The 13,879-nt window shown below is 64.1% G+C and carries 11 protein-coding genes; 8 read left to right on the forward strand and 3 right to left on the reverse strand.

Annotated features, from left to right (window positions below; translation table 11 throughout):
• Nucleotides 1–51: 51 nt before the first annotated feature.
• Nucleotides 52–1,032: a GlxA family transcriptional regulator gene (locus NKI88_RS08305; protein ID WP_023736239.1), complete on the reverse strand. Its 981-nt coding sequence runs from the start codon at nt 1,030–1,032 to the stop codon at nt 52–54.
• Between the two features lie 77 nt (nt 1,033–1,109).
• On the opposite strand from NKI88_RS08305, the gene bcoG reads away from it, so the two are divergent.
• From bcoG to NKI88_RS08340, 7 genes are all read left to right on the forward strand, one after another.
• On the forward strand, nt 1,110–2,033 hold the full coding sequence (bcoG, locus tag NKI88_RS08310) for a 3-dehydrocarnitine:acetyl-CoA trimethylamine transferase BcoG (protein WP_352654576.1): 924 nt from the start codon (nt 1,110–1,112) through the stop codon (nt 2,031–2,033).
• A 13-nt stretch (nt 2,034–2,046) separates the two neighbouring features.
• Nucleotides 2,047–2,670: an HD domain-containing protein gene (locus NKI88_RS08315; RefSeq protein ID WP_023736237.1), complete on the forward strand. Its 624-nt coding sequence runs from the start codon at nt 2,047–2,049 to the stop codon at nt 2,668–2,670.
• Nucleotides 2,671–2,672: 2 nt separating this feature from the next.
• Nucleotides 2,673–3,767, forward strand: a complete 1,095-nt coding sequence (locus NKI88_RS08320; protein ID WP_023696920.1) for a carnitine 3-dehydrogenase — start codon at nt 2,673–2,675, stop codon at nt 3,765–3,767.
• Between the two features lie 5 nt (nt 3,768–3,772).
• Complete coding sequence (locus NKI88_RS08325; protein WP_352654577.1) at nt 3,773–4,936, forward strand: acyl-CoA dehydrogenase family protein; 1,164 nt, start codon at nt 3,773–3,775, stop codon at nt 4,934–4,936.
• Nucleotides 4,937–4,939: 3 nt separating this feature from the next.
• The gene (locus NKI88_RS08330) at nt 4,940–7,018 is read left to right on the forward strand and encodes an acetate--CoA ligase family protein (RefSeq protein WP_023752428.1); all 2,079 of its coding nucleotides are present in this window, start codon (nt 4,940–4,942) and stop codon (nt 7,016–7,018) included.
• Nucleotides 7,011–7,793 carry a carnitinyl-CoA dehydratase gene (locus tag NKI88_RS08335; protein ID WP_023668858.1) on the forward strand — a complete coding sequence of 261 codons (783 nt, stop codon included), beginning with the start codon at nt 7,011–7,013 and terminating at the stop codon, nt 7,791–7,793. The genes NKI88_RS08330 and NKI88_RS08335 overlap by 8 nt, the downstream gene beginning before the upstream one ends.
• A gap of 217 nt (nt 7,794–8,010) precedes the next feature.
• The gene (locus NKI88_RS08340; protein WP_023668857.1) at nt 8,011–8,946 is read left to right on the forward strand and encodes an alpha/beta hydrolase; all 936 of its coding nucleotides are present in this window, start codon (nt 8,011–8,013) and stop codon (nt 8,944–8,946) included.
• A gap of 6 nt (nt 8,947–8,952) precedes the next feature.
• Here the strand turns inward: NKI88_RS08340 and NKI88_RS08345 are convergent, their stop codons facing one another.
• On the reverse strand, nt 8,953–9,816 hold the full coding sequence (locus NKI88_RS08345; protein ID WP_023696925.1) for a hypothetical protein: 864 nt from the start codon (nt 9,814–9,816) through the stop codon (nt 8,953–8,955).
• Between the two features lie 6 nt (nt 9,817–9,822).
• Entirely contained in the window at nt 9,823–11,415 is a 1,593-nt protein-coding gene (locus tag NKI88_RS08350; protein ID WP_352654581.1) for an ABC transporter substrate-binding protein, read from the reverse strand.
• 202 nt (nt 11,416–11,617) lie between these two features.
• Here NKI88_RS08350 and NKI88_RS08355 point away from each other — a divergent pair, with 202 nt between their 5' ends.
• Nucleotides 11,618–13,873, forward strand: a complete 2,256-nt coding sequence (locus NKI88_RS08355) for a hypothetical protein (RefSeq protein ID WP_352654666.1) — start codon at nt 11,618–11,620, stop codon at nt 13,871–13,873.
• Nucleotides 13,874–13,879 lie beyond the last annotated feature (6 nt).

Raw genomic sequence — 13,879 nt, forward strand, 5'->3', positions numbered from 1 at the left:
TCTGTGCATGTCGTAATCCCAAAACCGCGACACACTTTTGGGCGACATGCATCAACCTCGGCGCAGCCTGACCGGGGCTTCGCCGAACGCTCTTGAAAACGCTCTGGAAAATGCCGCGGCGGACGAGAACCCCGTCCGCCCGGCAATATCCGCCATGGCGATCCGCGTGTCGACCACCAGCCGCCGCGCCGCGCCCAGCCGCAGCCTGAGATAATATGCGCCCGGCGTCTCGCCGATCGACTTGCGAAAAATGCTCTCCAATGTCCGCGCCGTCACCCCGGCGCGTTTTGCCACCGCGTCGATGGTCAGCGGCTGGTCGACATGCGATTCCATCAGCCGGATAGCCTGCGCCAGACGCGGGTCGTAGCCGTCGAGCCGGCCGAGCGAGACCAGCGGCTGCGCGTCGGTCGCGGCGCGCGCCTGGTCGTAGATGAAGACGCTGGCGACATCGAGCGCGACGGCCATGCCGAGCCGGGTGCGGATCAGATGCAGCATCAGGTCGAAGGTCGGCGACGCCCCGCCCGAGGTGAACACCGGTCCGTCGATGACGTAGCGGTCCGGACGCACGTCGACGCCGGGAAAGGCGGAGGAAAAATCCTCCATGTCTTCCCAATGGGTGGTGGCGCTGCGGCCTTCGAGGAGGCCGGCGCGCGCCACCAGCCATGTGCCGGCCTCGACGCCGCCGCAGGCGCGAGCCGCGCGGGCCGCTCGCCGTAATCCGGAAAGCAGAGCCGATGTCGCGTAATTCTGGGTGCCGAAGCCGGCGACGACGACAAGCACGTCGGTCGGCTCGGCCGCATCGAAGCGGCCCCTGACCGCCACCGGCAGGCCGCATGTGGTGACCGGCGCCTCGCCGGTGACCGAGACCAGTTTGAAATCGAACAGCGTCTCGCCGGAGATGCGGTTGGCGGCGCGCAGCGGGTCGACGGCCGACGCCACGCACATGATGGACGAGCCTGAAAACACCAGCAGCGTCACCTTGAGCGGCGATCGCTCAGCGCGAAAGATGGTCGGTTTTTCGCTTTTGATCATGAGACCTTCGTAATTCGCAAAACAGTTTCCGGCAAGTCGGGCATTCTTGGGGTCTGTTTCTATGGGAGGAGATGACCATGCCGCTCGCGATGAACCGTGAGGTTTTCATTACCTGTGCCGTGACCGGGTCCGGCGGCTCGCAGGACCGCTCCCCGCATGTTCCACGCTCGCCCAAGCAGATCGCCGATTCTGCCATCGACGCGGCCAAGGCCGGTGCCGCCATCGTCCACTGCCATGTCCGCGACCCCGAGACCGGCAAGCCGCGCCGCGATGTCCATCTCTACCGCGAAGTGACGGACCGCATCCGCGCGGCAGAAGTCGATGTGATCCTGAACCTGACCGCCGGGATGGGCGGCGACATGGTGTTCGGCTCACCGGAAGCGCCGCTGCCGCTCAATGAAAAAGGCACCGACATGGGCGGCGCCACCAACCGCATGGAACATGTGCGCCAGTGCCTGCCGGAAATCTGCACGCTGGATTGCGGCACCATGAACTTCGCCGAGGCCGATTATGTCATGACCAACACGCCCGGCATGCTGCGCGCCATGGGCGGCATGATGACGGCGCTCGGCGTCAAGCCGGAGATCGAAGCTTTCGATACCGGTCACCTCTGGTTCGCCAAGCAGCTGGTCGAAGAGAAAGTGCTCAACGCCGACGCGCTGGTGCAGCTCTGCATGGGCGTGCCGTGGGGTGCGCCAGACGACCTCAACACCTTCATGGCCATGGTTAACAACGTGCCGCCGACCTGGAACTGGTCGGCCTTCGCCATCGGCCGCAACCAGATGGCCTATGCAGCCGCTGCAGTGCTCGCCGGCGGCAATGTCCGCGTCGGTCTCGAAGACAATCTCTGGCTCGACAAGGGCGTGCTGGCCACCAATGCGCAGCTCGTCGAGCGCGCGGCCAGCATAGTCACCAATCTCGGCGCCAGGATCCTTGGGCCGGAGGAAGTGCGCAGGAAGCTCAACCTGACCAAGCGGGCGCCGATCGCAGCGGCGGCTTAAGCGGAGGTTGACGATGGCTACCGTCAAATTCACCGCGATGAAGGATGGCGACAGGCAAGACTACGAGTTCCTAACCGCCCATGAGATCGACTATGCCGCCAAGACCGGCGAGCGGCTGCTCGACGCTTTGGTGCAGCTCGACGAAGGCCTGTCCGGCTACAAGATCACCCGGCTCGGCCATTCGCTGCAGGCGGCGACTCGTGCCTGGCGCGACGGCGCTGACACCGACTGGATCGCCTGCGCGCTGCTGCACGACATCGGCGACATCTACGCACCGTACAATCACGACGAATACGCCGCCTCGATCCTGAAACCTTTCGTGCGCGAGCAATGCACCTGGGTGGTGGAAAAGCATGGCGACTTCCAGCGGCTCTATTACGCGCATCATCTCGGCGGCAACCGCCATGCTCGCGACCGCTTCGCCGGCCATGCCTATTTCGACGATTGCGACCAGTTTTGCGAACGCTGGGACCAGTCGAGCTTCGACCCGGACTACGACACGCTGCCGATCGAATTCTTCTGGCCCTTCGTGCTCGAAGTCTTCGCCCGCAAGGCCTACGACCCCTCCGTGATCCGCTCCGGCGAGCGCGTGCCTCTCATCGACCCCGAAACCGCCAAGACAAGAACCGGAGCCTGACCATGAGCATCATCAACAAGGCAGCCGCCATTGGCGGCGGTGTCATTGGCGCCGGCTGGGTGGCGCGGCTGCTGCTCAACGGCATCGACGTGTCGATCTTCGATCCCGATCCGGAGGCATCGCGCAAGGTCTCGGAAGTGATGAAGGGCGCGCGCCGCGCCTACAAGCAGATGGTTCCAGGCGGCCTGCCCAGGGAAGGCAGACTGACCTTTGCCAAGACCATCGCCGAGGCGGTGGCCGACGCCGATTTCATCCAGGAGAGCGTGCCGGAGCGGCTCGACCTCAAACACCGCGTGCTGGCCGAGATCGACCTTTATGCGCCGGCGAACGCCATAGTCGGCTCGTCTACCTCCGGCATCAAGCCGACCGACATGCAGGTCGCGATGAAGAAGCATCCGGAGCGTCTGGTTGTCGGACATCCCTTCAACCCGGTCTACCTGCTGCCGCTGGTCGAGATCGTCGGCGGCGAGCAGACGTTCCCCGAAGCGATCGAGGTTGCCAAGGAAATCTATGCCTCGATCGGCATGAAGCCGGTGGTGATCCGCAAGGAGATCGAGGCCTTTGTCGGCGACCGCCTGCTGGAGGCGGCGTGGCGCGAGGCGCTGTGGCTGATCAAGGACGGCATCTGCACGGTCGAGGAACTCGACGACATCATGCGCTATGGCTTCGGCCTGCGCTGGGCTCAGATGGGCATGTTCCAGGTCTACCGCGTCGCCGGCGGCGAGGCCGGCATGCGCCACTTTATGGCGCAGTTCGGGCCGTGCCTGAAATGGCCGTGGACCAAGCTGATGGACGTCCCGGAGTTCAACGACGAGCTGGTTGATCTGATCGCCACCCAGTCGGACGACCAGGCGCATGGCCTGTCGATCCGTGAGCTGGAAAAGATCCGCGACGACAATCTGGTCGCGATTATGGATGCTCTGTCGAAACAGAACAAAGGCAAGGGCTGGGGCGCCGGCGCCTTGCACAAGGACTATACCAGGCAATTGGCCAAGCTGGCGGCGAAGAAGCCGGCCGCATCCAGGGCCGCCGAGAAGTCCAAGGCATCCAAGCCGGTAAAGAAGGCGGAAAAACCGAAGAAAAAGAAGAAGGGCTGAAGACCATGGATTTCGGGCTGTCGGAGGAACAGAAGCTCATTGTCGAGACGACGCGCGCTTTCGTCGAGAATGAGCTTTACCCGCATGAACGCGAGGTCGAGCGCACCGGCGTGCTGCGCCGCGAGTTGATCGAGGAGATCAAGGTCAAGGCAATCGAAGCCGGGCTCTATGCGGCCAACATGCCGGCCGATGTCGGTGGCGCCGGCCTCGATACGGTGACTTGGCTGCTCTACGAGAAGGAACTCGGCCGCGCCAACTATGCGCTGCACTGGACCTGCGTCGCGCGCCCCTCCAACATCCTGCTCGCCGGCACGCCCGAGCAGCGCGAAAAGTACCTGTTCCCGTGCATCCGCGGCGAGAAGTGGGACTGCCTGGCGATGACCGAGCCCGGCGCCGGCTCCGACCTGCGAGGCATGAAGGCGACCGCGGTGCAGGACGGCCACGACTGGGTCCTTAACGGCACCAAGCATTTCATCTCCCATGCCGATCTTGCCGATTTCGCGATTTGTTTCATGGCTTCGGGCGAGGAAGAAACGCCGCGCGGCAAGCGCAAGGAGATCACCGCCTTCTTCGTCGACAAGGGCACCAAGGGGTTCACCGTGCGCGACGGCTACCGCAACGTCTCGCATCGCGGCTACACCAACGCCATCCTCGAATTCGACGATTGCCGCCTGCCGGCAAGCCAGGTGCTGGGTGAGGTCCACAAGGGCTTCGACGTCGCCAATTCCTGGCTCGGCGCCACGCGCCTGCAGGTCGGCGCCACCTGTCTCGGCCGCGCCGAGCGGGCGCTCGGTCATGCCATCGAATATTCCGCGCAGCGCCAGCAGTTCGGCCAACAGATCGGCAAGTTCCAGGGCGTGTCGTTCAAACTCGCCGACATGGCGACCGAATTGAAGGCGGCGGACCTGATGGTGTTCGAAGCCGGCTGGAAGTACGATCAGGGCACCGTCACCGATCAGGACATGGCCATGGCGAAGCTGAAGGCTACCGAAATGCTCGCCTTCGTTGCCGACGAAGCCATCCAGATCCATGGTGGCATGGGGCTGATGGACGACCTGCCGTTGGAACGCATCTGGCGCGACGCCCGCGTCGAGCGCATCTGGGAAGGGACGTCGGAAATCCAGCGCCACATCATTTCGCGGGCGCTGCTGCGCCCGTTCGGGGCATAACCCATGCACAAGCTTGAGCGTCTGTTGCGCCCAAAATCCATCGCGGTGTTCGGCGGGGCCCAGGCCGCCGCCGTCGTCGCCCAATCGATCAAGATGGGCTTTGTCGGCGAAATCTGGCCGGTGCATCCGAACAAGGACGAGGTCGCCGGCCGCAAGGCCTATCGCTCGGTCGCCGAATTGCCCGGGGCGCCCGACGCCGCCTTTGTCGGCGTAAACCGGCATCTCACCATCGAGGTGATCAAGGCGCTGGCCAAGCGTGGCGCCGGCGGCGCCGTCTGTTTTGCCGCGGGCTTTCTTGAGACCGAGGCCTATGACGATGACGGCGAGCGGCTGCAGGCCGAACTGGTGGCTGCCGCGGGCCAGATGCCGATCATCGGGCCGAACTGCTACGGCCTGATCAACTATGCCGATGGCGCGCTGCTATGGCCCGACCAGCATGGCGGCATCAGGCTGCCCGAAGGCGCCAAGGGCGTCGCTATCATCACCCAGTCCTCCAACATCGCCATCAACATGACGATGCAGAAGCGCGGCCTGCCGATCGCCTTCCTGATGACCGCCGGCAACCAGGCGCAGACCGGCCTCTCCGAAATGGCGCTCGGCCTGATCGAGGACGAGCGCGTCACCTCGCTCGGCCTGCACATCGAAGCCTTCGATTCGGTAGCCGGCTTCGAGAAGCTGGCGGCGCGGGCGCGCGAACTGAAGAAGCCGATCATCGCCATGAAGGTCGGTCGCTCCGAACAGGCGCGGCAGGCGACGGTCTCGCACACGGCATCGCTGGCTGGCTCGGACGCTGCCTCGGGCGCTTTCCTGCGGCGGCTCGGCATTGCCCGCGTCGATTCCATCCCCGCCTTCATCGAGGCGCTGAAGCTGCTGCATGTCACCGGGCCGCTGCCCGGCTATCGTCTGTCGTCGATGAGCTGCTCCGGCGGCGAAGCCTCTGTCATGGCCGACAGCGCCGAAGGCCGCTGGGTCAATTTCCCGGAGCTCACCAGGAAGCACCGCGCCCATGTCAAATCGACGCTCGGGCCGCTGGTCGCGGTCGCCAACCCGTTGGACTATCACACCTTCATCTGGAACAACGAGCCGGCGATGACCGCAACCTTCACCGCCATGGTGTCGGGTGGCTTCGACCTCAACATGCTGGTGCTCGACTTTCCACGCCCCGACCGCTGCTCGGTCACCGACTGGTGGGCGACGCTGCGCGCCTTCGAATCGGCGCTGAAGACCAACAAGGCGCATGGTGCGATCGTCTCCTCGCTGCCGGAGAACCTGCCGGAGGAATACACCGCCGAACTGATGGCGCGCGGCATGGTGCCGTTGTTCGGCATCTCCGAGGCCATGGATGCCGCAGGTGCGGCAGCCTTCATCGGCTGGGCCTGGGCCGAGCCGCAGGCGCAGTCTATCGACACGTCGGCTGCAGGTGCGGCCGGAGGTGACCATGTCACCCCTGACGAGGCCGAAGCCAAGGCGCGGTTGATCAAGGCCGGCTTGCCTGTGCCGAAGGCAGAACGTGCCGCCAATGCTGTCGAGGCCGTCATCTCATCGATGGCGCTCGGCTTCCCGGTGGCGCTGAAGGCGCTCGGAGTCACCCACAAATCGGAAGTCGGCGCGGTCAGGCTGAACCTCAAGGACGCCGAATCCGTGAGCACGGCGGCGCATGATCTGCTGCCGCTCGGCACCGGCCTCTATGTCGAGCGCATGGTGCGCGACGGCGTTGCCGAACTGATCGTCGGCTTCACCCGCGACCCGATGTTCGGCGCCGTCATGACGCTGGGCACCGGAGGCGTGCTGGTCGAGCTGTTGCGCGACAGCGTCACGCTGATGCTGCCGGCGACGCGCGACGACATCGAGGCGGCCCTGCGTGGCCTTAAACTGTTTCCGCTGCTGGACGGCTATCGTGGCCGGCCCAAGGCCGATGTCGGGGCTGCCATCGACGCCATCGCGGGCATTGCCGGCTTCGTGCAGACGAATGCCGGAGAGATCGAGGAACTCGACATCAACCCGCTGATCGTCTGCGCCGAGGGCAAGGGCGCCTGGATCGCCGACGCGCTGCTGGTGCTGGGAGAGAAGAAGAATGTCTGACGTCATTTCCACCCGCCGCGAGGGCACCATCATCGAGGTCACGCTCGACCGGCCCAAGGCCAACGCCATCGACCTCAAGACCTCGCGGCTGATGGGCGAGACCTTCAAGGCGTTCCGCGACGATCCCGGATTGCGCGTCGCCATCGTCAAGACCGCCGGCGACAAGTTCTTCTGCGCCGGCTGGGATTTGAAGGCAGCCGCCGGTGGCGACGCGGTCGACGGCGACTATGGCGTCGGCGGTTTTGCCGGCCTGCAGGAGCTGCGCGACATGAACAAGCCGATCATTGCCTGCGTCAACGGCATGGCGGTGGGCGGCGGCTTCGAGCTAGCACTGTCCTGCGACCTCATTTTCGCCTCCGACCATTCCTCCTTCGCCCTGCCCGAAATCCGCGCCGGCACGCTGGCTGATGCCGCGACGATCAAGCTGCCCAAGCGCATTCCCTACCATGTCGCCATGGACCTTCTGCTCACCGGCCGCTGGATGGATGTGGCGGAAGCGCATCGCTGGGGCCTGGTCAACGAAGTGCTGCCCAAGGACAAGCTCGAGGAGCGCGTCTGGGAGATCGCAAGGCTGCTCGCCAGCGGCCCGCCGCTGGTGTTCGCCGCGATCAAGGAGACGGCGCGGGTGGCGGAGGCGCTGACCTTCCAGGACGCGATGAACCGCGTGACGCGCCGGCAATTGGCGACGGTCGATGCGCTGTATGGCTCGGAGGACAATATGGAAGGGTTTCGTGCGTTCGCAGAAAAGCGCGACCCGGTGTGGAAGGGGAAGTAACCTCGCTTACGATGGCGTTCCTTCACACCCCCCTCTGCCCTGCCGGGCATCTCCCCCTCAAGGGGGGAGATTGGCAGTTCGGACTTCACCGCTCATCCACAAACGTTGGTGATTGGCCAAAGCCTTCGCGACATCTGATCTCCCCCCTTGAGGGGGAGATGGCCGGCAGGCCAGAGGGGGGTGTCCGGGCTCGATCTATCCAGTCGGCGCAGCCAGCATGACCGACTACAAAACCCTCATCGACGCCGAGACCTGGGCCTTCATCGAGAAGACCAACTCCTACTATCCTCCCGACACGATCGACTACACCATCGCCCAGCAGCGTGCGATCTATGACAGGATGTGCCGCGAGTTTTTTGCCGGCTATCCCGATGGCGTGACGGCGGAAACGACAATCATTGCCGCCCACGACATCCCGATCCGCATTTATCGCAGCACGACACCGGGCCATGCCGCGATGGTGCTTTACATCCATGGCGGCGGCTTCATCCTCGGTGGGCTGGACAGCCATGACGATGTCTGCGCCGAGCTGTGCGCCCGGACCGGCTTCGAAGTGGTCTCCATCGACTACCGGCTGGCGCCGGAGCATCTGCACCCGGCCGCCTTCGACGATGCGCTGCATGCCTTCGAATGGGCGGCCTCAAACTACGACTGCCCTATTTTGCTCTGCGGCGACAGCGCCGGCGGCAATCTCTGCGCGGCTCTCGCCCACGCGACGCGCAGCCATGCCAAAAAGTCGATCGGCCAGGTGCTGATCTATCCCGGCCTCGGCGGCGACCGTTCGCAAGGCTCCTATTTGACGCATGCGGAAGCGCCGATGCTGACGGTGCGCGATCTCGACTTCTACAGGGATGTCCGCACCGGCGGCCTCGATGGGACCGGCGACATCACTTTGTATCCACTGGCCGACGCAGATTTCATCGGCCTGCCACCGACAGTGCTGATCACCGCGCAATGCGACCCGCTGTCGTCGGACGGCGAGGCCTATCGCGATCGCGTCCTCGCTGCCGGCGGCCATGCCGCCTGGTTCGAGGAGCCGGGACTGGTGCACGGCTATCTCCGGGCCAGGCACACGGTCGGCCGGGCCCGCGCCAGCTTCAACCGTATCGTCGAAGCGGTGTCGGTGCTGGGCAAGGGCGACTGGATCTGGTGATCCGGCTCAACCGCGGACAAAGGCGATCAGTTCCTCAGCCATGCGATCGTTGAATTCCCGACGAAAGCGGTTTTTCTTCAGCCATTCAGGGTTTGAGCCGACGGTCTTGTTGGCATCCACGACAACGCCTTTGCCATCGACAATGAAATAGTCGATGGCGCCGAAGTCCAGGTTGAGCCGCTGCCGCACCGCCAGCACTTCCGGTGGCACGGCGCCGCCCACCTCATTGCTCAGGATTTTTGAGCCGGCGCACAACACATCGTCGTAGACCTGCCGCATGTTGACCTCGGCACCGAGCAGGAACATGTAGCGGTGCTTGACGATGGGCAGGTCGAGCGTATCGAAAGCGAACTTTTCCACCATCAGGCGATTGTTGCGCCATACATCCCGCGGAACCTCGCCGATCGTCTGGTAGACCTTATAGGGCGGGCACAGGCGGTCCTTGTAGCCGGGTTCGAAGAGCTTGCGGATGGCATGCGCGCTCCTGGTCAGGCCGTTGCGATGCTGCCACCAGCGCTGCTCTGGTCGGCCCCTGGAGTTGAGGACCGTCTTGACGACAACCGGCCCCTTGTGGCTGTCGCCGGCCTCCAGCTTCAGTGTCGAATAAAGGTGCCGGTGGATGGACAGCGCGCGGCCATTGATGGTGCGGTCGTAGAGGTGGCCGAGACCGCGGTACGTTGGCGGCACGATTGTCAGGTCGACATGCAGAAAGGCCACCGGCGCCCGATCTCGGCCGGCCGGCCGGTCGAGCAGGCGCACTTTCAATCCAGCCTGTTCCAGGTAAGGCAGTAACTGCGCGATGCAATAGCTCCGCACCAGTCGGAAATTGCGCAGGCTCTCTACATAGACATCGAGATCTGCGGCAGACACCGAACGCTATTCCTTGATATCGACGCCCGAGAAATCGTGGTGATCAAAGGGGTCCATGACATAGCCCGTCACCTGTTCGCGCATCGGGATCGAGACCACGGAGTGGGCGATAGCGACCCACGGCATCTGCTCCCTGAAGATCGTTTGCGCCTGCGAATAGAGTTTTGCGCGGGCAGCGGGATCGACGATCCCGGCTGCCTGCTTGAGCAGATCGTCGAAGGCCGGAAAACACCAGTTGGCACGATTGGTGGTGCCGACGCCGGCACAGCCAAGCGGCACCGACAGGAAGTTATCGGGGTCGCCATTGTCGCCGGTGAAGCCGAACAGCATGGCGCCGTCGCGGGCGCGTGACTTCGAGCGGGCAAGGTATTCAGTCCACTCATACGTCACGACTTCCACGGTGACACCGATCTTTGCCAGGTCGGACTGGATCATTTCGGCCATACGCTGCGCATTCGGGTTATACGGACGCTGCACCGGCATCGCCCAGATCTTCATGTGCAGGTCTTTTACGCCGGCATCGGCGAGCCCCTGCCTGGCGGCAGCGGGGTCGAAGACATGATCGGGGCTCGTCTTGTCATAGGCCCAGGAGGTTGGCGGCAGCGGATTGCGTGCGACTTCGCCGGTGCCGCGGAATACGACGTCGACCAGCGCCTGCGTGTCGATGGCAATGGCGATCGCCTTCCTCACCCTTGGATCGTCGAAGGGCTTCTGCAAGGTGTTGAAGGCGAGGTATCCCGTATTGAGGCCCTCCTGCCGCATGACCTTGATGCCGGGTGTCGCCTTGATCGCCTCCAGGTCGGCCGGATTTGGATAGGGCATCAGGTCGCATTCGCCGGCGCGCAGCTTTTCCATGCGAATGCTGGCATCGGCGGTGATGGCGAAGACGAGATCGTCGATCTTCGGCTTGCCGCGCCAGTAGTCCGGATTGGCCTTGTAACGGATGACCGCATCCTGCTGGTAGTCGACAAGCTGGAACGGACCCGTCCCGACCGGCTTCAGCGCCAGGTCGAGCAGCCGCTTCTCGGCGACGAGCTTATCGGCATATTCCCTGGAAACGACCGAAGCGAAATCCATCGCCAGGTCGGCAAGCATCGGCGAATGCGGCGCCTTCAGCGTCATCACGACGGTATGGTCGTCAAGCTTGCGCCAGCCGGCGACAAGATCCGGCATGCCGATGCCGTCGAAGTAAATGTACTGGCGTTTGGCATAATTGTTGAACGGGTTCTGAGCGTTGGCCTGACGGTCGAAGGTGAACAGCACGTCGTCGGCGTCGAAGTCGCGGCTCGGCGTAAAGCCCTCGACGCTGTGGAATTTCACACCGTGCCGCAGGTGGAATGTGTAGGTGAGGCCGTCGTCGGAAATCTCCCAGCTTTCGGCAAGGCCGGGGCGTACCTTCGTGGTGCCGGGCTCGAACTCGACCATGCGGTTGTAGAGAGCGGTGGCCGAGGCGTCGCGGGCGCCGGAGGCGAGTGCGGGATCAAACGTGTCCGGACTGACCTCGGTGCAGTAGATCAAGGTCTTGGCCACGGATTGATGGACCGGCAACGCACATGGAAAAAGCGCCGCCAGGAACAGAACGAAGTGCCTGCGTGTCATGATCCCCCCAGGGTTGGGAAGACGCTAGCAGAAGCCGGCACTGACGGTAAGTAAGCCGGCCGGTCTTTCGCGCGCCAAGACTGTTTTCCACCTTGAGTTGACACAAGGAATTAGCCGCGCCTCTGTGAAATGGCGGACAGACCCGGCCGCCGTTTTGCATGAACCTTTCCGCTTCAGCCTGCGACTGACGACCAGGCGCCGCATGGTGCGGGCCGGAAAGGATGCCCCCATGACCAGGACCCCAGAGGCTCCACGGTCTCCGGGACCAACGCAAGCTCAGCGAGACCACCGCCTTCGGGATGGAGTCGATGCGCTGGGCTTTCGGCTGATTCCGTTGACCCTGCGCAGGAGCAGGCGTATCGTGAAGATGAGGAAAGCAGACAATTCGATCAGGGACGAACGTGCCGGAACGCCGCGCCTTGCCCTGTTTCGCGCGGCCGGACCGGATGTTCCTCCCGAAAACTTCGGGGGGAGTTTTATGTCCTGCGATCGCGGCGCGTCCATGTCGTCTCCAAGCGGCGGTTTGCGCCGTTCGCTCCATCTGGCCGGCGGTTTGCTTGCCCTGGCGCTGAGCGCCGCGCTCTGGTTGGGCACAGCCGCCCAAGCGCAGGAAACCCAGATCATCTATCCCGGCTCGATGGCGGTCACTGGATTTTCCGGCACCGTCATTCCCAATTTCGACTCTGCCGATTCCGAAAGGGGGGGGCTGCCGCCCGGCGTCGACCCGGTCGACGAAACCTTCATCGACACGACGCGCGCCACCTTGCGCGTCTTCGACGTTTCGGCGCTCGGCGGACCGGCTTCCGGCCAGCTCGTCTACACGCCGCCGCCTTTCGAGGTGACGGCCGAACAGATCGGCCAGGTATTCGCCATCACCTATGATGACGGTGTGCGCGACGGCGTTCCCTCGGGCGTCCCCAACCTCTATGCCGGCGCTACCTCGCTGCACGGCATCCGTATCGTCACCCCGGACGAAGATGCCGACGGTCGGCCCGAGCGACAGCGCCGCGGAACCGCAGGCGCCGTCTTCATGGACGGCCAGTTCGGCACCGAAAGCGGTGGCGGTCCGGGCACGATCTGGAAGATCGACGGCATCACCGGCGCGGTCTCCAAATTCGCCGACATTGACACCAACAGCGGTTCCGGCATCGGCGACATCAGCTTCGACAGCAATCACCGCGAGTTCTTCGCCAGCGATCTCGACACCGGCCTCATCCACCGCCTCGATGCCAACGGCACGCTGATCGACACATTCGATCACGGCGTTGCCGGGCGGCCGGCGCATGGGCTGGCTCCCGTCGCCGATGACGGTGCGGTGATGGACATACAGGGTGCTGCCTTCGACTCGGAAGACCCCGACACATGGGGCTACACGCAGGACGAACGCCGCGTCTGGTCCGTCGCCTATCATGGCGGCCGGCTCTATTATTCGGTCGGCGAAAAGGCCGAGATCTGGTCGGTTGGCATTGCCCGCGATGGCAGCTTTGCCGGTGATCCGCGCTGGGAGCTGACGGTCAAGGCCGACAAGGACTACGCCGTCACCGACATCGCCTTCGACAACCAGGGCTTCATGTATCTGGCGCAGCGCGGCCCGGTCGAGAATCGCTACGATTACAGCCAGTTCGCCGATTCCGGCAAGGGCGAGGTCATCCGCTACTGGCGCGAAAACCCGGACGATCCGGCGACGGAATCGGTCTGGGTGGAAGAGCCGCAGGAATATGCAGTCGGCTTCCCGCAAGGCAACCGGCAGTCGGCCGGTGGGCTCGACCTGCAATATGGCTATGACGCCGACGGCAATCTCGACACCGGCGTGTGCACCGACACGCTGGTCAACACCGGCGACAAGCTGCGCGACAACCCGACACTTGCCGACCAGCTCGCCGCCGGCGGGCCGCTTGCCGTGCACGGCGTGCAGATCACGCCGACGCCGTTGGTCAAGCCGGCCTACGTGCCGCCTTTCGGCTCGTGGTTCGTCGACTTCGACGGCTATTTCGAAGACCCAGAAGTGGAAGGCCATGTCGGCGACGTCGAGGTCTGGCACCCCTGCGACGGCCGTGCCGGCTATTATGAAGAGATCCCAGGCGGTTATCTGCCGCCGTTCTATCCGCCGGGCTTCCCACCGCCCGGCGATCTGCCTCCGTGCATCGATGTCGAGGATGTTCAGTTCTACTGCACGCCTCGCGGCCTCCAGGCCGACCTCTATCTCCATGACCATGCCGGCTTTGGCGGCGATTCGATCAAGGTCCAGTCCATGACACCAGGCGTCGGGGTGACATCACCCCAGTCGCATGCTCCCGGTAAGCCTTACACGGTCGACATCACCGGCCATTCTCCGGGCGACAGAGTCGATGTTGGACTTTGCTTCTACAGGCAGTCCGACAAGGACAAGGGTGGCTACTACCCTTGCTGCAAGATGACTTTGCCGCTCAGAACCCCAGCCGTCAGCTGCGAACGTTGAGGAGGG

This window comes from Mesorhizobium sp. M0317, from assembly GCF_040321555.1.
Lineage (GTDB): Bacteria > Pseudomonadota > Alphaproteobacteria > Rhizobiales > Rhizobiaceae > Mesorhizobium.

Excerpts from the sequence above, each read along its gene's own strand:
- NKI88_RS08325 (WP_352654577.1), top strand. The coding sequence starts at position 3,773 with ATGGATTTCGGGCTGTCGGAGGAACAGAAGCTCATTGTCGAGACGACG.
- NKI88_RS08315 (WP_023736237.1), top strand. The coding sequence starts at position 2,047 with ATGGCTACCGTCAAATTCACCGCGATGAAGGATGGCGACAGGCAAGAC.
- bcoG (WP_352654576.1), top strand. The coding sequence starts at position 1,110 with ATGCCGCTCGCGATGAACCGTGAGGTTTTCATTACCTGTGCCGTGACC.
- NKI88_RS08335 (WP_023668858.1), top strand. The coding sequence starts at position 7,011 with ATGTCTGACGTCATTTCCACCCGCCGCGAGGGCACCATCATCGAGGTC.
- NKI88_RS08350 (WP_352654581.1), bottom strand. The coding sequence starts at position 11,415 with ATGACACGCAGGCACTTCGTTCTGTTCCTGGCGGCGCTTTTTCCATGT.
- NKI88_RS08355 (WP_352654666.1), top strand. The coding sequence starts at position 11,618 with ATGGTGCGGGCCGGAAAGGATGCCCCCATGACCAGGACCCCAGAGGCT.
- NKI88_RS08330 (WP_023752428.1), top strand. The coding sequence starts at position 4,940 with ATGCACAAGCTTGAGCGTCTGTTGCGCCCAAAATCCATCGCGGTGTTC.
- NKI88_RS08320 (WP_023696920.1), top strand. The coding sequence starts at position 2,673 with ATGAGCATCATCAACAAGGCAGCCGCCATTGGCGGCGGTGTCATTGGC.
- NKI88_RS08305 (WP_023736239.1), bottom strand. The coding sequence starts at position 1,032 with ATGATCAAAAGCGAAAAACCGACCATCTTTCGCGCTGAGCGATCGCCG.
- NKI88_RS08340 (WP_023668857.1), top strand. The coding sequence starts at position 8,011 with ATGACCGACTACAAAACCCTCATCGACGCCGAGACCTGGGCCTTCATC.